Here is a 20855-nt window from a genome sequence, read left to right as displayed (position 1 = left end):
GGGCTTCGGGCTGTCAGACTCCGGAGGGTGCCTGACTTCGACATGCTTGTCATCGGTTCCGGTCCGGGCGGCCAGAAGGCTGCCATCGCCGCCGCCAAACTCGGCCGCAGGGCCGCCGTCATCGACCGTCCGGACATGGTCGGCGGGGTCTCCATCCATACCGGAACCATCCCCTCCAAGACGCTGCGCGAGGCGGTCCTGTACCTCACGGGACTGACCCAGCGCGATTTGTACGGCCAGAGCTACCGCCTCAAGGAGGACATCACCGTCGCCGACCTGACCGCGCGCACCCAGCACGTGGTCAGCCGCGAGGTCGACGTCATCCGCAGCCAGCTGTCCCGCAACCACGTGTCCCTCTTCGCGGGTACCGGCCGCTTCCTGGACGACCACACCATCGGCCTGCGTGAAGTGAACGGCCATGAACGGGAGTTGACCGCCGAGCACATCGTCATCGCCACGGGTACGCGTCCGGCCCGGCCGGCGACCGTCGAGTTCGACGAGCAGACCATCCTGGACTCCGACAACGTCCTGAACCTGGAACGGGTCCCGCGCTCCATGGTCATCGTCGGGGCCGGTGTGATCGGCATGGAGTACGCCTCCATGTTCGCCGCCCTCGGCAGCAAGATCACGGTGGTGGAACAGCGGCCCGGAATGCTCGACTTCTGCGACGTCGAGGTGATCGAGTCGCTGAAGTACCACCTGCGGGACCTGGCCGTCACGTTCCGGTTCGGGGAGACCGTCGCCGCGGTCGAGCGTCACCCCCGGGGCACCCTCACGATCCTGGAGAGCGGCAAGAAGATCCCCGCGGACGCGGTGATGTACTCGGCTGGCCGGCAGGGCCTCACCGACGAACTCGACCTGGACAAGGCGGGCTTGTCGGCCGACCGGCGCGGCCGGATCACGGTCGACGAGCACTACCGCACCGAGGTGCCGCACATCTACGCCGTGGGCGATGTCATCGGCTTCCCCGCGCTGGCCGCGACCTCGATGGAGCAGGGTCGTACGGCGGCCTACCACGCCTGTGGCGAGCCGGTGAACCGGATGCACGACCTTCAGCCGATCGGCATCTACACCATTCCGGAGATCAGCTTCATCGGCAAGACCGAGGACCAACTCACCGAGGACTGCGTGCCGTTCGAGGTCGGCATCTCCCGCTACCGCGAACTGGCCCGGGGCCAGATCATCGGCGACTCGCACGGCATGCTCAAACTGCTGGTCTCCCCGGACGACCGCAAACTGCTGGGCGTGCACTGCTTCGGTACCGGCGCCACCGAGCTCATCCACATCGGGCAGTCCGTCATGGGCTGCGGCGGCACGGTCGACTACCTGGTCGACGCGGTGTTCAACTACCCGACCCTGGCCGAGTCGTACAAGGTCGCCGCCCTGGACGCGACCAACAAGATCCGGCAGATCGACCGGCTCAGGGACTGAACCGGTCGCACCGTGAAGGGGGCGGCGGGAGGAGAGCGCGGCTAGTGGCTAGGCTCGTGGGCATGCCCACAGCCATGGTCACCGGAGCGACAGCGGGAATCGGCGCGGCCTTCGCCCGGCGGCTGGCCGCGGACGGCTTCGGTCTTGTCCTGCTCGCCCGTGACACCGAACGGCTCCAGCGGGCGGCGGAGGAGTACCGCGCCGCCCACGGGGTCGACGTGGAGATCCTCTCCGCCGACCTCGCCACCGAGGAAGGACTCGCAGCGGCGGAGCAACGGGCCGGTCAGGGCGTCGACCTGCTCGTCAACAACGCGGGCTTCGGGCAGCGCGGCGCCTTCCTCGGCACCGATCTGTCCGAGGAACTCGCGATGCTGCGGGTGCACTGCGAAGCCGTACTGCGCCTGACGCGTGCCGCACTGCCCGGCATGGTGGAGCAGGGGCGCGGGGGTGTGGTGAACGTGGCGTCCGTGGCGGCGTTCTTCCCCCGCGGCACCTACAGCGCCTCCAAGGCGTGGGTCGTCACCTTCAGCGAGAGCCTCCGCCAGGAGGTGAGTGGCAGCGGGGCCCATGTGATGGCCCTTTGCCCGGGCTGGGTGCGTACCGAGTTCCACGAGCGGTCGCGGATGGACACCTCGGGCATCCCCGACTCCCTGTGGCTGGACGCGGACGACCTGGTTGCCGCCGCGATCCGCGACTTCCGCCGCGGCGTTCCGGTGAGCATCCCCGACGCGCGCTACAAGGCCCTCGCCGGGCTCGGCCGCCTGCTGCCCCGCCGACTCAACGCCCGGCTGTCCGCCGGGGCGGGCAGCCGCCACTCCTAGACAGCCGCCACTCCTAGGCAGCCGGCTCGGCGGTCCAGGTGATGCGTGGGGGCTCGACCCGCGCGCACACGGGTGCGCCTTGCGCATCCGTCAGGCCGAGGCGTCCGACCAGCCGGCCATCACGTGCGGCGGTGGCGAGCACTTCGGCGGGGATGGCGTCGATCATCAGCTTGGCGCGGCGGAACATCGAGAAGACGCCGGACTCGTCGACCGTGCCCCAGGACAGGTAGATGAACCGGCGCCCCAGACGGTCCTGCACGTAGGGGCCCTTCACCTCGGTGCCGGTCGGCGAGTCGGCCGTTGTGCACTCCAGCGTCCAGGTCGCCGAAGCGGCGTCGCCGGGCTGCGGGTCGAGGAGTTCGGCCGGTCTGTCGCGGCGCTGCACGGCGACGTGGACATTGCCGTAGGTCACCGCCTTGCCGTCGGCGGAGGCCCCGGGGGAGCAGTTCAGGCCGGGCAGATCGACAGCCTCGATACGGATGCGCATGGCCCCATCATTCCTCCCCACGCCCGCAACGCGGTGCACGGGATCAGGCACTCGCCGACTTGGCCCTTTTCTGCTTCTTCGCGAAGAAAACGATCGGCTTTATCGGTGGCGGAATTCTTTCACACACTGGAAACGCTTGAAGAGGTTTACTGAAAGCGACTGATTGATCTCAACTGCCCATGGTCAGAGGCCTGTTGAGGGAAAGCCCTTGTCATGTTCATACTGTTTGGCCGGGAGCTCAATTGGAGTTTCCTTTCGCTTTGACGTTGTCAGGGGCACCGAATTGAATAGACAGTCGAGCAGTCGACCGCGCCGCTTATGGGTCATTTCGGTGGCCGCGGCTTCCGCCACGGCACTCGTCGCCGGACTTGCCGTGACCCCGGCCGCCGCGGCGGGGAGTGGTGCTTCGTCCACACCGGCCGCGACGGACGCGAGCACCGCGCGGAACTGGATCACCCTTGTCACCGGTGACCGCATCGCGGTCGACGACGAGGGCGAGCCTGTCTCCGTGGAGCGCCCGGCAGGCCGCGAGGACATCCCCATCCAGATCCAGCAGGTCGAGGGCCACACCTACGCCGTGCCCGTCGACGCCGAGCGCCTGGTTCAGGAAGGCCGCGTCGACCGGCGGCTCTTCGACCTCACCACGCTCAGCGAGCCCGCGTATCTGGCCCAGCAGCGCGACGGCCTCCAGCTCATCGTCACCTACCAGGGCGCCCGCCCCGCAGCACGGCAGGACGTACGCACCGCGGGCGACAACGAACTGCGGCGTTCCTTCGGCTCACTGGACGCCGACGCGGTGACCACCCCGCGCGCGGACGCCACGGCCACCTGGGACGCGCTCACCAGTGATCCCGCCGGCGCCGCCCCGTACCGTACGGCCGCCTCCGGCGTCGACACCGTCTGGCTGGACGACATTCGCAAGGCCGACCTGGACACGAGCGTGCCGCAGATCGGCGCCCCCACGGCCTGGGCAGCAGGCTACGACGGCACCGACACGACCATCGCCGTCCTGGACACCGGAGTCGACCAGAGCCACCCCGACCTGGCCGGCCAGGAGATCGCCGAGAAGAACTTCACCACCTCCCCGGACGCCAAGGACCGCTTCGGCCACGGCACCCACGTCGCGTCCATCGCCGCCGGTACGGGAGCCAAGTCCGCGGGCAAGTACACAGGCGTCGCACCGGGCGCGAAGATCCTCGACGGCAAGGTCCTCAACGACAGCGGCTCGGGCACCACCTCCGCGATCATCGCCGGTATGGAGTGGGCCGTCGCGCAGGGTGCCAACGTTGTCAACCTGAGCCTGGGCGGCCTCGACACCCCGGGCATCGACCCGCTGGAGGAGGCGGTCAACCGGCTCTCGGCCGAGACCGACACGCTGTTCGTCATCGCCGCCGGAAACTCCGGCATCGGCGCCGGCGCCGGCACGATCAACTCGCCCGGCAGCGCCGATGCCGCCCTGACCGTCGGCGCCGTCGACAAGAGCGACAAGCTCGCCGGCCTGTCCAGCCGTGGCCCACGGACCGGCGACGGCGCGATCAAGCCCGACGTGACCGCGCCCGGCGTGAACATCGGTGCCGCCGCGGCAGCCGACAGCTACATCGCGCGGATCGGTACGCCCGTCGCGGACGGCTATGTGGCCATCTCCGGCACGTCCATGGCCACGCCACATGTCGCAGGCGCCGCCGCCATCCTGGCCCAGGAACACCCGGACTGGACCGGAGAGCGGATCAAGTCCACGCTCACGGGCTCCACGGTCTCCGGCGGCTACACGCCGTACCAGCAGGGCTCCGGCCGCATCGACCTCGCCCGGGCCGTCGACCAGACCGTCAGCGCCGAGCCGAACTCGCTCTCCTTCGGCAGGCAGGCGTGGCCGCACACCGACGACGAACTCCTCACCGAGCGCCTCACCTACCGGAACGACGGCACCGAACCGGTCATCCTCGACCTGGCCCTGACGGCCACCGGACCCGACGGAAAGCCCGCGCCGGCAGGCGTGTTCACCGTGGAACACCCGCAACTGACCGTCCCCGCAGGCGGCGAGGCGTCCACCACCGTCAGCGCCGACACCCGCGCGGGCACGCTCGACGGCATCTACAGCGCGTACGTCACGGCGAGCGGCGGCGGCCAGACCATACGTACGGCGGCAGTCGTGGAGCGCGAGATCGAGTCGTACGACCTGACCTTCGAGCACATCGCCCGGAACGGCGCGCCCGCCACCAGCTACAAGAGCCACTTCGTGGGCGTCGGCGGACTCGGCAAGGGCCGTTGGGGCGATCTGGGCAACGTGACCGGCACCGACACCATCCGGCTGCCCAAGGGGCGCTACTTCGTCAGCACCTCCTTCTACGTCTTCACCGGCTCCACCTGGACAGGCGTGGACGTCATCAACCAGTCCAACCTGCAGCTCGACCACGACACGAAGGCGACCATCGACGAACGCACCGCAAAGCCCGTCGACATCACCCCGCCAGATCCGCAGGCGACACCGCTCTCCGGCTATGTCGGCGCGGAGATCACCACGTCCGAGTACTGGACCAGTGCCTCCTGGCTGCTCAGCAGCTTCAAGACCTTCACGTTCGGCACCGCGCACCTCGGGCCCGACGCCGCCCCCGGCGAGCTCCAGCAGCGCATCCAGGCGACCTTCCTGCACGACGCGACCGCGTCCGAGTACCACCTGGCGTACCAGGCGGCGGGTACCCGATACACCGACGGCTTCGTCCGCAGCCCCCGGTCCGAGGAACTGGCGAAGATCTCCACCCGGCTCGGCTCGGCCGTCCCGAACAAGCGCGGCTATCTGCTGATCCAGGCCGACACCGGCAAGGGGCCGACCGGGGCCGAGTACATCGTCAGCCGCAACCTGCCGTACGAGCCCACGGTCTACGTCAACACCGACAACGCCACCAGATGGCAGTTGGACTTCCGGCGGTACGACATCGCGACCAACCTTTTCGAAGCCCAGTACCTGGCTCCGTACACGGCGTACGAGCCGGGCAAGAGTTATCAACGAGCCTTCGGCATCGGTGTGTTCGGGCCGAACCTCGGCACCGGGCAGGGGCTCTCACGCACCGGTGACACGATCACCGGCACGGTTCCGCTGTTCGCCGACAGCGACGGCAACTCCATCCCGCTGACGTACACCTCGGCGCGGACCTCGCTCGCCAGGAACGGCACCGAGGTCGGCACGAGCGACGATCCGCTCACCGGCACCGCCTCCTTCACGGTCCCGGCCCGGCCCGCCGCATACCGGCTGACCACTACGGCCACCAGGGCCGCAGGCACCCCCGTCTCCAGCAAGGTCACCGCCAGCTGGACGTTCCGCTCGCAGAACGTTGCCGAGAAGACGGCGCTGCCGGTGTCGGTGGTCCGCTTCGCCCCGGGGCTGGCGGCGGACAGTACGGCCACCGCGGGCTCGACTCTGAAGATCCCGGTGACCGTGCAGGGCGCGGCCGCCGGGAAGCGTCTCGCCGCGCTGCGCGTGTACGTCTCGTACGACGAGGGCCTGCACTGGACCCTGCGGCCCGTCGTCGCCGGCAAGGTCACGGTCAAGACCCCGGAGGCGGGCGGCAGCGTGTCGCTGCGTGCCAAAGCGGTCGACAACCGGGGCAACGCGGTCGATCAGACGATCGTCCGCGCGTACACCGCCCGGTAGCCCACTGCCAGCCGCTCCCGCGCAGTGCTGCGGCCTGCGCGGGAGCGGCCTTGAGCAGCTGGGTTCGATGAGCCGACAGTCGAGTCGGCCTCTCCTCCTGCGTGACCGTTTCCCAAGGCGGGACGGATGCCCCGTGTGCGGCGATCTCGTGAACTGTCAGGGCACATCGGGCCGTACGAGCGCTCTCGCGATGGGCTCTCCGGTGCGCCGCGCGTAATTCATCCGCTCGCGGACCTCGCGCAGCGTGCGGGGCCGGAATCCGGGGCCACCGCAGCAGCTTTTGTGGAAGCGCACGCCCGCGTTGAGGAGAACGGTGAGCGTCCGCCATGCCGCGACGTCCCGCCGCCGGGGCGCGGCGAAGGCCGAGCCGACATGAATCAACGGCTCCGCGCAGCGCGGACAGACCCGCTGCCGCTCCGCGCCGAAAGGCTGCTTGTAGGAGGCCCGGCAAGGCAGGCAGACGTACGAGGTCTTCGCATGGGCCATGTGGGGAGCGTACGCATGCCCCCAGGACGAATTCGACAGAATTTCGTGACCGGACCTATGGCTCCGATCCGGCAGGGATCAGCTCCGGCATGACGGCCTGTGGCAGAGACGGATTGGCCGCCGCGGCTTCCGCCACTTGCCAGTTGTCGTCCGAGAGCAGTTCGACCATGACGTGCGGAGGCAGGGCGGGGTGGCCGGCGGCTATGGGCCGGGCTTGGTCGTCCGTCAGGCAGGCGAGGAGGGACGGGGCCGTGGCGTTGGGGTGCCGGGCGATCTCGCGGAAGGCCTTCTGAACCGGCGGTTCGTGCCGGGCCAGGTACTCAAGCAGTGCCGGTGACGCGGCGGGGTTGGTTGCCACCTTGGCGAGGACGCGGACTCCGTGCCGGTCGACCATGGCCCGCAGTTGGGCTTCGGAGAGGCCCGGATGCGGTGCGACGGACTTGACCACCTTCGCGTCGGGGTCGAGGGCCAGCTGATCGCGGATCCCGGCCGGCAGGTCGCGTCGTTGCGCGACGAGCATCCGCAGGGCCGGATTCGTCGACCTGGCCATGTCCTCGACCTCGGCCGGAGACGCGGCGGCGATCCGGGGCAGCAGGGTTGGACCGGTCTTGGTCACGGCGGCCAACCGGCCGAGCACGTCGAGCGGCACACTCGGGTTGTGCGCGAGACTGCGCCGTACGCCTTGGTCGAGGTCGGTGGCCAGCGCGCGGATCTGAGCATCGCCGATCGTAGGGTTCTCGGCGAGGTCGGCTCGTACACCCGGAGCGGGGTCGCGGGCGAGCCGTTCCCAGAGATCCGGTGGCAGGTCGGGTCGGGCGGCAAGTTGCCAGCGCAGCACCATCGAGGGATGGTCGGCCAAGCCGACGACGGCTTCGACGGGCGTGGCCGGGTTCCGCAGCGCCAACGCCCGCATGTCGTGCACGGTGGACTCGTGGGAGCCGTCGCAGGAGGCACCCGGCAGCAGGTCGCAGTCGGGCTGCGGGCAGCGCGGATCGTGCACGAACGGCGTCCGTTCACGGTCGCAGACCAGGCACCACTGAGCCGGAGGCAGCCCCTCGCCGGTGACCAGCATCGCCAGTACGGCCGGTGGCGTCGCCTCGTTCGCGGCTACCGCACGGCGGACCTCGGCATGCGGATGACTCGCGAGCCCGGTGGCCATCTCCGGCGTGGTCCACAGCGCGAGTTCGGCGACGACTCGTACGTCCGGGTCGGCGGCGAGTGTCTCCACCACATCGGGCGGAAGGCCGGGGCACGCGGCCAGCTTCTCCCGGTGCTCGACGACGGGATCGGCGGCGAAGAGGCGTGCCCACTCCGGCCTTCCGGCCTGCTCGTCGAGCAGAGCGAGCGCGGCTCGAGGCTGTGTCACCGGGTCGATGTCGGAGGCGGTCAGCCGCCCCTCGTAAGCGAGTTGCACAGCGGTCGCGTCGGTCTGCGAGGCAAGCGCAACCACCTGCGCGTGGCTGAGATCCGGGCGAAGAGCGAGCTCCGAGTCGACGGCGTCGTCCGCGAGCGCGATCAACTGGTCGATCAGCAGGGAGGGGAGGGCGGCATTGGCGGCGAGCCCGCACAGGACAGGGTGCACAGAGGCATCCTGCCCGGGACCTGATCGAACCGCCGCTGGATTATGGGGTCGGCAGGCGAACGCCGAGTTCAGGGCTGCGTCGGGGGCCACCCACATCACCAGCGCCTTCCTCCTCGCCGGGTTCCCCCCCAGCGGTCGGAACACTCTGGGAGATCGACAGCACCCACGCCGACCACGTCACCCGGGACTTCTACCGCCGCACCTCGGGCGACACCGCCGACACCTCCGCCCACGCCCTCCACCACCGTCCGAGAGCTACGGCGCCGGATATCGGCCCGCCCTCATGTCTGGGCGGCGTACGTCCAGGCGGGGAGCTGAAGGTCCCCCCGCCGGGGACTCATGGCCGCATCGCGGATGATCCTCTCCGGTGTCATCGAACGAGGAGGATTCGCCGTGCGCGGTTACTGGGACCCTCTGCCCACGGCCCGGCGGCTCGTCGCCGCTGCGGAGTCGACGAGGGAAGTCTTCTCGGGCGTATGGGCGGAACGGAACTGGCGCAACGTCCCGGGCCCGTTCTACGGCGCGGCCACCGACTCCATGATGCTGGGCAGGGTGGATGCGCCGCACCACATCGCCTACGACGACGACCTCGGCGACGGCTTCGGAACGGAGTTCGTCTACCGCCAGCCCGGGAGCGACGCGGAGACCGAGGCCATGGTCGGGGCCGCTTAACTGGAGCTGTACAGCGGATACGGCTGGGACGGCGACGACCACTGGACCCCTGCCACCGTCCGCGCATGGTGGCGCGACCGGGGACGGGTCCGCGACTGGGCCCTGGCCATCGCGGCCGACTGGGGCGCCGACACCCACCTCGACTGGGGCATCAACGGCTCCGCCCAGTACCGCCCCCACTACCACGACGCCGCCCAGGGCCACTTGGACTTCGTCGCCTACATCGACGACGGGCTGGAGGCATACCTCCGCGGCTATGTCTTCTGGTTGGACAAGCGCCGCGCACCGCGCCGGTGGGAGGCTCTCCCGGTCCTCTAGCCGCGGGGGCTTGCTTCCACATCCGACGCGTGGGTTCCACTCTCGCCGGTCAGGGCTTCCGGGCGACGGCGCCGAACTGCGGGAGCGCCGCGGGGGATTCGGCCTCGGCGTGCCATTGCGAGCAGGAGACGATTCCCGGGGTGATCAGGTCCAGGCCGTCGAAGAAGGCGGTGATCTCCGCTCGGCTGCGGGCGGTGATCGGCGGGGTGGCGTTCTTGTTCCAGAAGGCCATGGCCTCGACGTTGCCCTCGCCGCCCAGGTCGGCGTCCGTGGTGGGGTGGGTCAGCGCGAGGTAACTGCCGGAGGGCACCGCGGCCATGACTCGGCGCACGATGTCCTGGGCCTGGCCGGTGTCGAGGACGAAGTTCAGGATGCCGAGCATCATGACCGCGACGGGCCGGTCGAGGTCGAGGGCCGCCGCGGCGCCCTGGACGATGGTGTCCGGTTGGTGGACGTCGGCGTCGATGTAGTCGGTGGTGCCCTCCGGGGTGCCGGTGAGCAGGGAACGGGCGTGGACGAGCACGATGGGATCGTTGTCGACGTACACGATCCGCGACTCGGGCGCGATGCGCTGGGCGATCTGATGGGTGTTGTCCATCGTCGGCAGCCCGGTACCGATGTCCAGAAACTGCCGTACCCCGCACTCGGCGGCCAGGTACGTGACCGCACGCCCCAGGAACTCGCGGTCGGCGCGGGCCACGTCCCGGATGACCGGGAACATGGCGGCGACCTGGTCGCCCACCCGCTGGTCGACCTCGTAGTTGTCCTTGCCGCCGATCCAGTAGTTCCAGACCCGGGCATTGTGTGCCACCGAGGTGTTCAGCCTTGCCGATCCGTCCGGGCGCTGGCTCTCACTCACGCTTTCCCCTCTCCGTACACCCGCGTAGTGCTCTTGGCGAACCTGTGGCGGCAGCGGGCCGTCGCCGCCGCTGTGCTGCCAGTTGATCACGCCGAGGAGCGTCGGCGGCAGAGGCCCGAAGACATCCGGCTCATCCGCTGCGTAGTCTTCGAGGCATGCGGATCTCCGTTTCCTCGGACATGGACGAACCTGTGGCCCGGCACCTCGTCACGGAGTTGCGTGCCCGTGGCCACGAGGTACTGACGCACGGGGCGCTCAAGCCCGGCGACAACACCCAGTGGGCGTTCTGCTCGGAGGCGGCGGCCCGAGAGGTCGCCGCCGGGACCTCGGACCAGGCGGTCGTCTGCTGCTGGACCGGCACGGGCGCGTCGATCGCCGCGAACAAGGTGGCGGGGGTACGAGCGGCCCTGTGCACGGACGCGTACACGGCGGACGGCGCACGCCGCTGGAACGACGCCAATGTACTGGCGCTGAGCCTGCGGTTGACCTCCGAGCCGCTGCTCAGGGAGATCCTCGACGCCTGGTTCGCCGCCCAGGCCGGCGACGACGCCGACGACCAGAAGAACGTGGCACACGTCGGACGCCTGGACCTCGGCAGGACCGGCCCGTAGCGGAGCCCAGCCACCGCTACGGGGACCTCCGGCGCCCTCAGCCGATCGGTTCGGGCATCGGAATCACGTCGTAGGCCAGGCGGATCGTGTCTCCGGTCGCCGGGTCGCCCAGCTCCACGCGCCAGGTCTCGGCGAACTGGTCTACGTCCTCGGTCATCGGGATTGTCCCGGAGATGAGGACGGTGCCGGGGACCAAGTCGCCCCGGGAGCGCAGGATTTCGGCCCAGTAGCCCGGAGTGAGCAACTCGGCGAGCGTGCCGCTCTGGATCTCGGACTCCTTGCCGTCGTGGGTGACCCAGGCCCGCAGGGTGAGCTCGTCGAGGCGCGCCTCGACGTCGGCCAGCCGCCAGGCGCGGCGGGCGAGGACGTCCGGGCCCGCGTTCTTGCTCCAGGCGACCCCGTGCACCTCGAGATCCCGGTCGGTGTGGTCGCAGGCAGCGGTGAGCAGCAGTTCTCCGTCCGCGGCGACGATCAGGGCCCACTCGGCCTCGCCGGAGGTGCGGGCGTGCTGGGCGGCGACCGTGTCGGTCTGCTGGGCGAGGTAGGGGGAGACGGGGTAGAGCGCCGGGGTCACGGACGGCGCGGGCACGCCGAGCTCGGCCAGCTCCGCCACGTGCGCGGCGACATCCTGCTGGCTGCGCCCGGCGTATCCGGCGTTGAGTACCTGGCGTACATCGACGTCACGGACAGAACCGTCGGGCAGTTCGAAGGTCAGCACGGCCACGGGAACTCCTGGAGGGATCGGTTTCGAAGCGGTTAACTTCCGGCGCAGGGGTTGCGCATACGACCTGTATACAAGAAGTATGCCGAAAGGTCGACGTCCCCCGACGCAAGGAACAGGCAGCATGCAGCACACCCAGCAGGCCACGGAGGCGCCGCCGCCGGGCCGCTCCGGCATCCGCCGCGCCTTCTTCGCCAGCCTCACCGGCACCGCCCTGGAGTGGTACGACTTCGCGGTCTACTCGGCCGCCGCCGCCCTGGTCTTCGGCGACCTCTTCTTCCCCTCCGAGGACCCCCTCACCGGCACGCTCCTGGCGTTCTCCACCTACGCGGTGGGCTATCTCTCCCGTCCGCTCGGCGGCTTCGTCTTCGGCAGGCTCGGCGATGTCATCGGCCGCAAGAAGGTCCTCATCGCCACGCTGATCCTCATCGGCGTGGCCACCTTCCTCATCGGCCTGCTGCCCGCGTACGGCACTGTCGGTGTCGCCGCTCCCATCGCCCTGGTCGTGCTGCGCTTCGCCCAGGGCGTCGGCGTGGGCGGCGAGTGGGGCGGCGCAGTCCTGCTGTCCAGCGAGTTCGGGGACCCGCGCCGCCGCGGCTTCTACGCCTCCGCCGCGCAGGTCGGACCGCCCGCCGGCAACCTCCTCGCGAACGGCGTCCTGGCCGCCCTCGGCGTACTCCTGACGGAGGATCAGTTCCTGTCCTGGGGCTGGCGCGTGGCGTTCCTGCTGTCCGGCGTGCTGGTCGGCTTCGGCCTGTGGATCCGGGCCAAGCTGGAGGAGACACCGGTGTTCAAGGCGATGCAGGCCGAACAGAGTCGGCCCGAGGCGCCGATCCGCGAGGTGTTCACCACCCAGCCCCGCGCCCTGTGCGCGGCCATCCTGTGCCGGGTGGGCCCCGATGTGCTCTACGCGATGTTCACCGTCTTCGTCCTCACCTACGCCACCGGCGAACTGGGCATGGCGCGCGGCTCCGCGCTGGCCGCCGTACTCATCGGCTCCTCGCTCCAGGTCTTCCTCATCCCGCTCGCCGGAGCCCTGTCCGACCGGGTCAACAGGCGTCTGCTGTACGGCTGTGCGGCCGTGGCGGCGGGCGTATGGCCGTTCGTGTTCTTCCTGATGGCCGACGGCGGCAGCTGGCCCCTCCTCGCGTTCGGCGTCGTCGTGGGCCTGGCCATCCACTCCGTCATGTACGGGCCGCAGGCGGCTTTCATCGCCGAGCAGTTCTCCCCGCGGCTGCGCTACACGGGCTCCTCGCTGGCCTACACGCTCGCTGGCCTCATCGGCGGCGCGGTCGCACCGCTGTTGTTCACCGCTCTGCTGAGCTCGTACGACAGCTGGGTTCCGCTGGCGCTGTACATCGCCGTCGCCGCGGCCGTCACCATCGCCGGCCTGTCGCTGGGCCGGGACGCGGACGACGCCACGGACGAGGAGATGCCACGCGTCGCACACTCCTCCGAACCCGCCGCCGAGGTTTCCTGATCCCGCGCCGATCCCCGCCCGCATCCATCCCGACGTAGAAAGGCCGCCCGTGCGTATCGCCCTGAGCCAGTTCACCAGCGGAACCGAACCCGACAAGAACCTCGCACTCATCGAGGACGACACCCATCGCGCCGCGGCGGCCGGAGCGCGCGTCGTCGTGTTCCCCGAGGCGTCGATGGCCTGCTTCGGTACCCCCTTGGCACCGATCGCACAGCCCCTCGACGGACCTTGGGCGGATGCGGTGCGCGCCATCGCAGCCGCGGCCGGCACCGTCGTGGTGGCGGGCATGTTCACCCCGGCTCCGCGCGGACGGGTGGCCAACACCCTGCTGGCCACCGGCCCGGGTGTTGAGGCGGCGTACGACAAGATCCATCTGTACGACGCCTTCGGCTACGCCGAGTCGGACACGGTCGCCGCGGGCTCGCGGATCGTCACGATCGACATCGACGGCGTACGCATGGGACTGGCCACCTGCTACGACGTCCGCTTCCCCGAACTGTTCCGGGCGCACGCCGACGCGGGTGCCATCTCGACGCTGCTGGCCGCGTCCTGGGGAGCCGGGCCGGGCAAGCGTGAACAGTGGGAACTGCTGGTCCGTGCCCGCGCCCTGGACGCCACGCTCTGGGTCGCGGCCGTGGACCAGGCCGACCCGGCGGCCGGGGGAGTGGCAGCGCACTCCTCGGCGCCGACAGGCATCGGGCACAGCTTGGTGGTCGGCCCGGACGGGACCGTACGCGCGGGCTTGGATGCGGAGCCGGGCCTGCTGATCGCCGACCTCGATGTCGACGAGGTCACAGCCGTCCGCAAGAAGACGTCGGTGCTGGCCAACCGCCGCCTGGGGCGGGACTCATGAGCAAACCGGAGTTGGAGTTCCACCTGCCCGCGGGGCCCTGGACAGCGCCGGCCCGGGCCGCCGAGGGGATCGAAGAGCGCGTCCTCGCCGAGGACCCGACCGGCGCGCACCGCACCACGCTCGTCCGGTGGGCGCCGGGCACCGACACGTCCGCCGATGGCGTGACCCGGCACGACTTCTGGGAAGAGGTCTGGATCCTCCAGGGCGATCTGCACGACCTCACCCTTGACGAGACGTTCCCGCAGGGCTCGTACGCCTGCCGCCCGCCGGGAATGCCCCATGGCCCCTGGACGACGGCCGAAGGCGTCACCATGCTCGTCTTCACCTACCCGCAGAGGTGACTCGGTCGCCTCTGCCTAACCGGCGAGCAGCACCTTCAGGGTCGACTGCAGATGACTGTCGATCGCGGCGCACGCGGCCGTCGCGTCACCGGCCGCGAGCGCGGTGAGGATGTCCTGGTGTTCGTGGAGCACCGCCTCCTGGCGGCCGTGCTGGTTGTAGAGCGCCACCACCCCTGCCCTGACCTGGCGGCTGCGCAGCCCGTCGTAGTGCCGTTCGAGCAGCCTGTTGCCCACGGCGGACACGAGGGTGGAGTGGAAGAGGTGATCGACGGCGATGAACTCCTTGGCCTGGTCGGGACCGTTCAACTCCCGCTGCTGCTGCAGGAGTTCGCCCAGCTCCTGCAGCGGAGCCCGGTCCGCTCCGATGACCTGCTGGGCCGCGTACCGTTCGACGATCCCGCGCAGCTCCATCAGCTCGGAGATCTCCCGGCCCGTCAGCGGCGACACACGCGCGCCGCGCTTGGGCACCAGCTCGACGAGATCCTCGGCCGCGAGCAGCAGCAGTGCTTCCCGGATGGGCGTGCGCGACACCCCGATCCGGTCGGCGATGTCCTGCTCCGAGAGAAACTCTCCCTGCATCGCCGGATCCGTCAGCACCGTGTCCTTGAGGTACGCGTACGCCTTCTCCCGACCGGACGCCACCACTACCCCCAGAGATCGCATACACCTTGTATACGGAAGCTACCACGCGGTCCACGGCAGCGCGGCGGCCTCGCGTACACCCGATCCGAAGCCTCGCGCCGATCGCTCACCCGGCAGTCGTCAGCCGGCCGCGCAGGCGGGCGGCGTCCTGGGCCGGCGGGAGGCCGTAGGCGCGTCGGTACTCCCTGTTGAACTGGGTGGCGCTCGCGTATCCGACGGCTTCGGCGGCCTGGGCCGCGGTGGTGTCCCCGCCGACCAGTAGGCGGCGTGCCTCCTGCAGGCGGAGGTGTTTTTGGAAGCGCATCGGGCTCATGCCGGTCGCGGCCTTGAAATGGCGGTGCAGGGTGGCCGTGCTCATGTGCGCCGCCACTGCGATCTCCTCCACGGTGAGCGGTGCGCTGTAGTGCGTGCTGATCCATGCGGCGGCGTCCCGGATCCGGGACGCGCCGGAGTCGACCATCGCGAACTGGCGCAGGACCGGGCCGAGCGGACTGCTGAGGAGCCGGTAGAGGATCTCGCTCTCGGTGCGGGCCGCCAGGGGGCGGATGTCCTCCGGGGTGTCGAGCAGCCGCACCCACCGAGTGACCACGTCGACGAGTTCCGGCGTCATCGGCGCGGTGATCTGCCCGCCTGGGCCGGGAAGTGCGCGTGGGCTTGTTTCGTCCAGTTCCAGCAGGAGATCCGTCAGCACCCGGCTGTCGAGGTGCAGTACCGCTGAACGGTACGGCGCCCGCTCGAAGGTGGCGGTGACCGGTAGCACGACCGAGCTCAGGAACATCTCCCCACGGCCGGCCACCCAGCTCCGGTCGCCCGCGAGGGTGCGCTTGGCACCGTCGGCGACGAAGCAGATCATCGGCTCGTACAGCAGGTCGGTGGCGGCGACGAGTTCGTCGAGCGCGACCACCGTCAGGCGGGGCACCGAGGTGGCGGACCACCAGCCGTCCGTGTGCCGGGCGATGGCGGCGGCAAGCTGGTCAAGCACGACGCACTCCCTTGGTGAGAGGATTGGGCAATCCTATGCGATCAGCGCCCCATGACCCGCGGTGGCAGCCCGCCTAGCGTGGACGGCATGACTCAGGACGACACGAACAAGGGCCTGCCCCAGCGCGAACTCGGCACCCAGGGGCTCCGGGCCGGTGCAATCGGCCTCGGCACGATGGGCATGACCATGGCTTACGGCGCGGCCGACGAGCCGGGTGGCATCGCCACCATCCGCCGGGCCCACGAACTGGGCGTCACCCTCTTCGACACGGCAGAGCTGTATGGCATGGGCACCGGCAGCAACGAGCAGCTGCTGGGCCGCGCCGTGCGCACCTTCCGCGACGACATCGTCATCGCCACCAAGTTCGGCTTCGACCTGACCGACCCGAACAAGATCGGAACCGCGCTGAACAGCCGGCCCGAGCACATCCGCGAGGTCACCGAGAACAGCCTGCGCCACCTTGGCACCGACCACATCGACGTGCTCTACCAGCACCGTGTAGACCCGGACGTCCCCATCGAGGACGTGGCAGGCGCGGTCGGCGAGCTGATCGCCGCAGGCAAGGTGCGCTACTTCGGCCTCAGCGAGGCCGGCCCCGACGTCATCCGGCGCGCCCACGCCGTCCACCCGGTCTCCGTACTGCAGACCGAGTACTCGGTGTTCGAGCGTGCCGTGGAGGCGGACGTGCTGCCGGTGGTGCGCGAGCTGGGCATCGGCTTCGTGCCGTACTCGCCGCTGGGCCGCGGCTTCCTCACCGGAGCGGTGCGACCCGCCGCCGAGTACTCCGCCGACGACATGCGCAGCTGGGACGACCGCTGGCAGCCCGGGAACTACGAGAAGAACCTCGCCGCCGTGCGGCGGCTGACCGAGCTCGCGGACTCCAAAGGCATCGCCGTCACACAGCTGGCCCTGGCCTGGCTGCTCGCCCAGGGCGACGACATCGTGCCCATCCCCGGCACCCGCAGCCCCGACCGCGTCGCCCTGAACGCAGCCTCTGCGCAGGTCAGGCTCACCCCCGAGGACCTCGCCGACATCCAGCGGATCCTGCCGCAGGGCGCCGCCGGCTCCCGCTATCCCGAGGCCATGATGCCGGCCTGGTGACCGCGGTCGGCCGGCCCTAGGTCGGCAGCACCGCCAGTACCGCCACGACAGCCCGATGGTCCGTACCCGGCAAGGTGCGCTCGCCCACGGAGACCGCCGCCAGGCCGGAGCCGTGCAGGACGTGGTCCAGCTGGACCATCGGCGGCAGGAGCGGAAGGCCGACCGGCCAGGTGCGGGCCCATCCCTGGCCGAGTTCGGCGTGGGTGTCGGTGAGCCCGGCCGCCAGCAGCCTGCGCATCGGTGTGTGGTCGAGAGTGGCGTTGAAGTCGCCCAGGAACACGGCGTCGGAGCCGCTGCGCCGGGCCAGTGAGGCGAGGGCGGTCATGTCCCGCGTCCAGCGCTCCGCGTCTCCGAGGGGGTAGTAGGTGTGCACGGCCACGAGCTTCACCGTGCGTCCACCGACGCTGATCTCGGCGGTTGTCTGGGGCCACGCGGTGTCGGCGTCCGTCGTACCGCCGTGGGACAGCGGGCGCCGCGAGTAGATCGAGGAGTCGTACTCGGGGTGGAGCTCCTGGTACGGCATCAGCGCGCCCAGACCCGCCTTGTCCAGCGCGGCCACCCCGGCGGGCGGCAGCTGCTCCAGGGCCAGCACGTCGATCCGCTCCGTGCGGACCAACTCCACCACGGCGCGCGGATCGGCACCGCCGACATCGGTGTTGAGGGTGGCGACACGCAACTCCGCTGATCCCGACGGAACATGCCGGCCCGCGGGCACGAACCGCGGTACCAGCGCCCCCACCTGGACAACCACCAGAACCGCGACGCCGGCCACCGTCCATCGCGAGCGCAGAGCGGGAACGGCGACCACGACGCCCAGCACCAGCACGCTGAGAACGGCCGAGTAGGGGAAGAGCACCATGGGCACCGCGAGAGGTGTTCCCGCGTCAAGTCCCGTCAGCCGTACGAGAAGCAGCGCGGCGGGTGCGGCCAGCGCGAGCCCGCAGCCCAGCAGCCCCCACCTACGCACGCGCCGACTGCCTGTCCGCCGCCGGTCGGCGGCGCGCGGGGCGCCAGTCACCGTGCCTGTCATCCGTCCCCACCTTGGAATCGTGCCGGCGAGACGGTGGTGATCACCGGTCTCCCGGGACGGGGACGACAGCACGGGTGCGTACGGTTCCGGCTGCCGACGGCCGCGGGCGCCGCAATGGGCGGCAGTGGATCGGCCAGAAAGGAGAAATGTCCGACTTCGTCTTGCAGTTTCGAAACTATACGTCTAGTTTTGTTATGTGGGGAGGTTGCCCAGGACCCGTAGGGGTCCGGTCTCCCCGGCGTACTGGAGGAGCGATGTACTCGACGCAACTCAGGACAAGCAAGCTGGGCGCCACCGGCATGGAGATCACCCGGGTCGGTGTCGGCGCGTGGGCGATCGGCGGAGGCGGCTGGGAGTTCGGGTGGGGGCCGCAGGAGGACGAGGAGTCGGTCGCGGCGATCCATCGGGCGCTGGAGCTCGGGGTCAACTGGATCGACACCGCTGCCGCGTACGGCTTCGGCCGGTCCGAGCAGGTGGTCGGCCGGGCGATAGCGGGCCTGGCGCGGCGGCCGTACGTGTTCACCAAGGCGTCGCTCCTCGACGACGGCACCGGCCGCGTCCGCCACAGCCTCAAGAGGGAGTCGATCCTGCGGGAGGCCGAGGCGAGCCTGACGCGGCTCGGCGTCGAGGCGATCGACCTCTATCAGATCCACTGGCCGATCCCCGAGGAGGACATCGAGGAGGGCTGGTCGGCCCTGGCCGAGCTGAAGGAGCAGGGGCTGGTCCGGCATATCGGTGTGTCCAACTTCGACGCCGGGCAACTGCGCCGGATCCAGGCGATCGCGCCCGTGGAGACTCTCCAGCCGCCGTACTCGCTGGTCGACCGTGGCGTGGAGGAGGAGATCCTGCCCTTCGCCGAACACGAGGGGATCGGCGTCATCGTCTACTCCCCGATGGGCTCCGGCCTGCTGACCGGCGCGATGACACGCGAGCGGATCGAGCGGCTTCCGGCGGACGACTGGCGCGCCCGCGACCCGCGCTTCGCCGAGCCGCAGCTGTCGAAGCACCTGGCGCTGGTCGCACGGCTGCAGGCGGTCGCGGACCGGCACGGCGTCACGCCGGGGGCCGTCGCGGTCGCGTGGACCTTGCACAACCGCGCGGTGGACGGCGCGATCACCGGATTCCGTCGGCCCGCCCAGGTGGACCCCGTCGTCGCCGCGGCGGGCCTGGAACTCACCGAGCAGGACATCAGCGAGATCGAAGCAAGCGAAGGAAGGTGACGGCCATGACCACGATCGGATTCGTCGGACTGGGCGCCATGGGCAGCCGGATCGCCGGCCGCCTGCTGGACGACAACCAGCTGTACGGCACGAACCGCACCGCGGCGAGGGCCAGCGAACTGATCGGCCGGGGAATGGCCTGGCGCGCAACACCGCGCGAGGTCGCCGCGGAGGCCGAGGTGATCTTCAGCATGGTCACCGACGACGCGGCCCTGCGGGCGGTCACCTCCGGCCCGGACGGGATTCTCGCCGGACTGGCCCCGGGCACCGTCTACGTCGACATGAGCACGGTCAGCCCGGAAGCCAGCCGCGAACTGGCACATCGTGTGCAGGCGCTCGGCGCCACCCTGCTCGACGCCCCCGTCTCCGGCAGCGTCACCGCCGCGGCCGACGGCACTCTCGCCGTCATGGTCGGCGGCCCGGAGGACGCGTTCCGCGCGGTCGAGCCGCTGCTGCGCCAGTTCGGCCGTACGGTCACGCATGTCGGCGCGAACGGCCAGGCACTGCTGCTCAAGCTCGCCATCAACATCAGCCTCGCGTCGCAGATCCTGGCCTTCAGCGAGGGTGTACTGCTGGCCGAACGCGGCGGAATCGACCCGGCGCTGGCAGCGCAGGTGATGGTCACCAGCGCCATCGGATCGCCGACCCTGCAGGCACGCGCCCCGCTCATACTCGACCTGCCCGACCAGGCGTGGTTCGATGTGCAGCTCATGCACAAAGACATCGGGCTCGTCCTGGAAGCCGCCGACGACCTGGGTCTCCCGGTCCCCTCGGCCTCGGTCATCGACACCATGCTGACCAGGGCGGAACAGCTGGGATACGCGCACCGCGACATCGCCTCCCTCTACGAGGTCCTCGACCACACGGCCGCGACACCCCACCAGGGTCCGGCAGGTCGGAGCCCCGTCGGCGTGCCGAAGCGAGCACCAGCGGGAGCCGTGCGTGAACCCTGACCAGCCGGAGGCCGTCCCCCAGCGCGGACGGCCGCGCAGCGAGAAGGCGCGGGAGGCAATCCTCGACGCGGCGGCGGAACTCCTCCTCGAGCGCGGCCTGTCCGCCGTGAGCATGGATACCGTCGCCGCTCGGGCCGGCGTCAGCAAGGCGACGATCTACCGCTGGTGGCCCACCAAGGAGACCCTCGCGGCGGACGCGCTCTATCACGAATGGGCAGACGTCCCGCCGGCCCGCGACACCCGATCGCTCCGCGGCGACCTGCGCAGCCTCCTGCGCCCCTGGGTACGGCTCGCCGACCGGCGTCCGTACGGGCGCGTGATCGCCGCGCTGCTCACCCAGGCGCAGACGGATCCGCAGTTCGCCGAGGAATACCGCACACGCTTTGTCGAGCCCCGTCGTGAGCAGGCCCGCGCGATCGTCCAGCGCGCGATCGAACGCGGCGAGATCTCCGCGGACACCAAAATCGAAGTCGTACTCGACCTGCTCTACGGCCCGGTCTACCACCGGCTCCTGCACGGCCATGCCCCGCTCAGCGACCGGTTCGTCTGCGATGTCATCGACGCCGTCCTGGACGGCGTAGCGCCACCCCGGCCTCCGGCGGCCCCCGCGGACTGA

Annotated in this window: 20 protein-coding genes; 12 read left to right on the top strand and 8 right to left on the bottom strand. The window is 70.3% G+C overall.

Annotation, left to right across the window (positions count from 1 at the left end; genetic code table 11):
• Nucleotides 1-27 precede the first annotated feature (27 nt).
• The gene (gene sthA / locus OG266_RS02710; RefSeq protein ID WP_266471405.1) at nucleotides 28-1431 is read left to right on the top strand and encodes a Si-specific NAD(P)(+) transhydrogenase; all 1404 of its coding nucleotides are present in this window, start codon (nucleotides 28-30) and stop codon (nucleotides 1429-1431) included.
• Between the two features lie 62 nt (nucleotides 1432-1493).
• Nucleotides 1494-2252 carry an SDR family NAD(P)-dependent oxidoreductase gene (locus OG266_RS02705; protein WP_371542297.1) on the top strand — a complete coding sequence of 253 codons (759 nt, stop codon included), beginning with the start codon at nucleotides 1494-1496 and terminating at the stop codon, nucleotides 2250-2252.
• A 13-nt stretch (nucleotides 2253-2265) separates the two neighbouring features.
• Here the strand turns inward: OG266_RS02705 and OG266_RS02700 are convergent, their stop codons facing one another.
• On the bottom strand, nucleotides 2266-2739 hold the full coding sequence (locus tag OG266_RS02700) for a DUF5990 family protein (RefSeq protein WP_266471401.1): 474 nt from the start codon (nucleotides 2737-2739) through the stop codon (nucleotides 2266-2268).
• 331 nt (nucleotides 2740-3070) lie between these two features.
• Here OG266_RS02700 and OG266_RS02695 point away from each other — a divergent pair, with 331 nt between their 5' ends.
• Nucleotides 3071-6388, top strand: coding sequence for a S8 family peptidase (locus OG266_RS02695; protein WP_371542295.1), 3318 nt, complete (start codon nucleotides 3071-3073; stop codon nucleotides 6386-6388).
• A 156-nt stretch (nucleotides 6389-6544) separates the two neighbouring features.
• Here the strand turns inward: OG266_RS02695 and OG266_RS02690 are convergent, their stop codons facing one another.
• Together OG266_RS02690 and OG266_RS02685 are read right to left on the bottom strand one after the other, a co-directional pair.
• Nucleotides 6545-6874, bottom strand: a complete 330-nt coding sequence (locus OG266_RS02690) for a deoxyxylulose-5-phosphate synthase (protein ID WP_266471396.1) — start codon at nucleotides 6872-6874, stop codon at nucleotides 6545-6547.
• Nucleotides 6875-6929: 55 nt separating this feature from the next.
• The gene (locus tag OG266_RS02685; RefSeq protein WP_371542291.1) at nucleotides 6930-8456 is read right to left on the bottom strand and encodes a hypothetical protein; all 1527 of its coding nucleotides are present in this window, start codon (nucleotides 8454-8456) and stop codon (nucleotides 6930-6932) included.
• Nucleotides 8457-8795: 339 nt separating this feature from the next.
• On the opposite strand from OG266_RS02685, the gene OG266_RS02680 reads away from it, so the two are divergent.
• Nucleotides 8796-9128, top strand: coding sequence for a hypothetical protein (locus tag OG266_RS02680; protein WP_371542288.1), 333 nt, complete (start codon nucleotides 8796-8798; stop codon nucleotides 9126-9128).
• 367 nt (nucleotides 9129-9495) lie between these two features.
• Here the strand turns inward: OG266_RS02680 and OG266_RS02675 are convergent, their stop codons facing one another.
• The gene (locus OG266_RS02675; RefSeq protein ID WP_371542286.1) at nucleotides 9496-10305 is read right to left on the bottom strand and encodes an SAM-dependent methyltransferase; all 810 of its coding nucleotides are present in this window, start codon (nucleotides 10303-10305) and stop codon (nucleotides 9496-9498) included.
• Nucleotides 10306-10460: 155 nt separating this feature from the next.
• Here OG266_RS02675 and OG266_RS02670 point away from each other — a divergent pair, with 155 nt between their 5' ends.
• Entirely contained in the window at nucleotides 10461-10916 is a 456-nt protein-coding gene (locus OG266_RS02670; RefSeq protein WP_329543673.1) for an RpiB/LacA/LacB family sugar-phosphate isomerase, read from the top strand.
• 37 nt (nucleotides 10917-10953) lie between these two features.
• Here OG266_RS02670 and OG266_RS02665 read toward each other — a convergent pair whose 3' ends face one another.
• Nucleotides 10954-11640, bottom strand: coding sequence for a DUF2848 domain-containing protein (locus OG266_RS02665; protein WP_371542283.1), 687 nt, complete (start codon nucleotides 11638-11640; stop codon nucleotides 10954-10956).
• A gap of 121 nt (nucleotides 11641-11761) precedes the next feature.
• On the opposite strand from OG266_RS02665, the gene OG266_RS02660 reads away from it, so the two are divergent.
• Genes OG266_RS02660 through OG266_RS02650 form a run of 3 tightly spaced genes read left to right on the top strand, consistent with a single transcriptional unit; the run spans nucleotide 11762 to nucleotide 14311 of the window.
• Nucleotides 11762-13117: an MFS transporter gene (locus OG266_RS02660; RefSeq protein ID WP_371542280.1), complete on the top strand. Its 1356-nt coding sequence runs from the start codon at nucleotides 11762-11764 to the stop codon at nucleotides 13115-13117.
• A gap of 49 nt (nucleotides 13118-13166) precedes the next feature.
• Nucleotides 13167-13970, top strand: a complete 804-nt coding sequence (locus tag OG266_RS02655; RefSeq protein WP_371542277.1) for a nitrilase-related carbon-nitrogen hydrolase — start codon at nucleotides 13167-13169, stop codon at nucleotides 13968-13970.
• Nucleotides 13967-14311 (top strand): cupin domain-containing protein, encoded by a 345-nt coding sequence (locus OG266_RS02650; RefSeq protein WP_371542274.1) that lies wholly within the window; start codon nucleotides 13967-13969, stop codon nucleotides 14309-14311. Before OG266_RS02655 ends, OG266_RS02650 begins: the two co-directional genes overlap by 4 nt.
• 15 nt (nucleotides 14312-14326) lie before the next feature.
• On the opposite strand, the gene OG266_RS02645 is transcribed toward OG266_RS02650, so the two are convergent.
• Both OG266_RS02645 and OG266_RS02640 read right to left on the bottom strand, forming a co-directional pair.
• Complete coding sequence (locus OG266_RS02645) at nucleotides 14327-14953, bottom strand: GntR family transcriptional regulator (protein WP_371552623.1); 627 nt, start codon at nucleotides 14951-14953, stop codon at nucleotides 14327-14329.
• Between the two features lie 106 nt (nucleotides 14954-15059).
• Nucleotides 15060-15935 carry an AraC family transcriptional regulator N-terminal domain-containing protein gene (locus OG266_RS02640; RefSeq protein WP_371542271.1) on the bottom strand — a complete coding sequence of 292 codons (876 nt, stop codon included), beginning with the start codon at nucleotides 15933-15935 and terminating at the stop codon, nucleotides 15060-15062.
• A gap of 87 nt (nucleotides 15936-16022) precedes the next feature.
• Between OG266_RS02640 and OG266_RS02635 the strand changes: the two genes are divergently transcribed.
• Nucleotides 16023-17036, top strand: coding sequence for an aldo/keto reductase (locus tag OG266_RS02635; RefSeq protein ID WP_371542268.1), 1014 nt, complete (start codon nucleotides 16023-16025; stop codon nucleotides 17034-17036).
• A gap of 16 nt (nucleotides 17037-17052) precedes the next feature.
• On the opposite strand, the gene OG266_RS02630 is transcribed toward OG266_RS02635, so the two are convergent.
• Complete coding sequence (locus tag OG266_RS02630; RefSeq protein WP_371542265.1) at nucleotides 17053-18066, bottom strand: endonuclease/exonuclease/phosphatase family protein; 1014 nt, start codon at nucleotides 18064-18066, stop codon at nucleotides 17053-17055.
• Between the two features lie 254 nt (nucleotides 18067-18320).
• Between OG266_RS02630 and OG266_RS02625 the strand changes: the two genes are divergently transcribed.
• The 3 genes from OG266_RS02625 to OG266_RS02615 are packed head-to-tail and all read left to right on the top strand — an operon-like array spanning nucleotide 18321 to nucleotide 20855.
• Nucleotides 18321-19286, top strand: coding sequence for an aldo/keto reductase (locus tag OG266_RS02625; RefSeq protein WP_371542262.1), 966 nt, complete (start codon nucleotides 18321-18323; stop codon nucleotides 19284-19286).
• A gap of 5 nt (nucleotides 19287-19291) precedes the next feature.
• Complete coding sequence (locus OG266_RS02620; RefSeq protein WP_371542259.1) at nucleotides 19292-20239, top strand: NAD(P)-dependent oxidoreductase; 948 nt, start codon at nucleotides 19292-19294, stop codon at nucleotides 20237-20239.
• Complete coding sequence (locus OG266_RS02615; protein ID WP_371542256.1) at nucleotides 20229-20855, top strand: TetR/AcrR family transcriptional regulator; 627 nt, start codon at nucleotides 20229-20231, stop codon at nucleotides 20853-20855. Before OG266_RS02620 ends, OG266_RS02615 begins: the two co-directional genes overlap by 11 nt.

The sequence above is a fragment of the Streptomyces sp. NBC_00554 genome, assembly GCF_041431135.1.
GTDB lineage: Bacteria > Actinomycetota > Actinomycetes > Streptomycetales > Streptomycetaceae > Streptomyces.
The sequence above is the reverse complement of the archived record's forward strand: the minus strand, read 5'-3'. Positions and strand labels throughout refer to the sequence as shown.

Coding starts and splice junctions, on each gene's coding strand:
- OG266_RS02690 (WP_266471396.1), bottom strand. CDS start 6,874: ATGGCCCATGCGAAGACCTCGTACGTCTGCCTGCCTTGCCGGGCCTCC.
- OG266_RS02660 (WP_371542280.1), top strand. CDS start 11,762: ATGCAGCACACCCAGCAGGCCACGGAGGCGCCGCCGCCGGGCCGCTCC.
- OG266_RS02630 (WP_371542265.1), bottom strand. CDS start 18,066: ATGACAGGCACGGTGACTGGCGCCCCGCGCGCCGCCGACCGGCGGCGG.
- OG266_RS02700 (WP_266471401.1), bottom strand. CDS start 2,739: ATGCGCATCCGTATCGAGGCTGTCGATCTGCCCGGCCTGAACTGCTCC.
- OG266_RS02650 (WP_371542274.1), top strand. CDS start 13,967: ATGAGCAAACCGGAGTTGGAGTTCCACCTGCCCGCGGGGCCCTGGACA.
- OG266_RS02620 (WP_371542259.1), top strand. CDS start 19,292: ATGACCACGATCGGATTCGTCGGACTGGGCGCCATGGGCAGCCGGATC.
- OG266_RS02680 (WP_371542288.1), top strand. CDS start 8,796: ATGGCCGCATCGCGGATGATCCTCTCCGGTGTCATCGAACGAGGAGGA.
- OG266_RS02670 (WP_329543673.1), top strand. CDS start 10,461: ATGCGGATCTCCGTTTCCTCGGACATGGACGAACCTGTGGCCCGGCAC.
- OG266_RS02625 (WP_371542262.1), top strand. CDS start 18,321: ATGTACTCGACGCAACTCAGGACAAGCAAGCTGGGCGCCACCGGCATG.
- OG266_RS02705 (WP_371542297.1), top strand. CDS start 1,494: ATGCCCACAGCCATGGTCACCGGAGCGACAGCGGGAATCGGCGCGGCC.
- OG266_RS02635 (WP_371542268.1), top strand. CDS start 16,023: ATGACTCAGGACGACACGAACAAGGGCCTGCCCCAGCGCGAACTCGGC.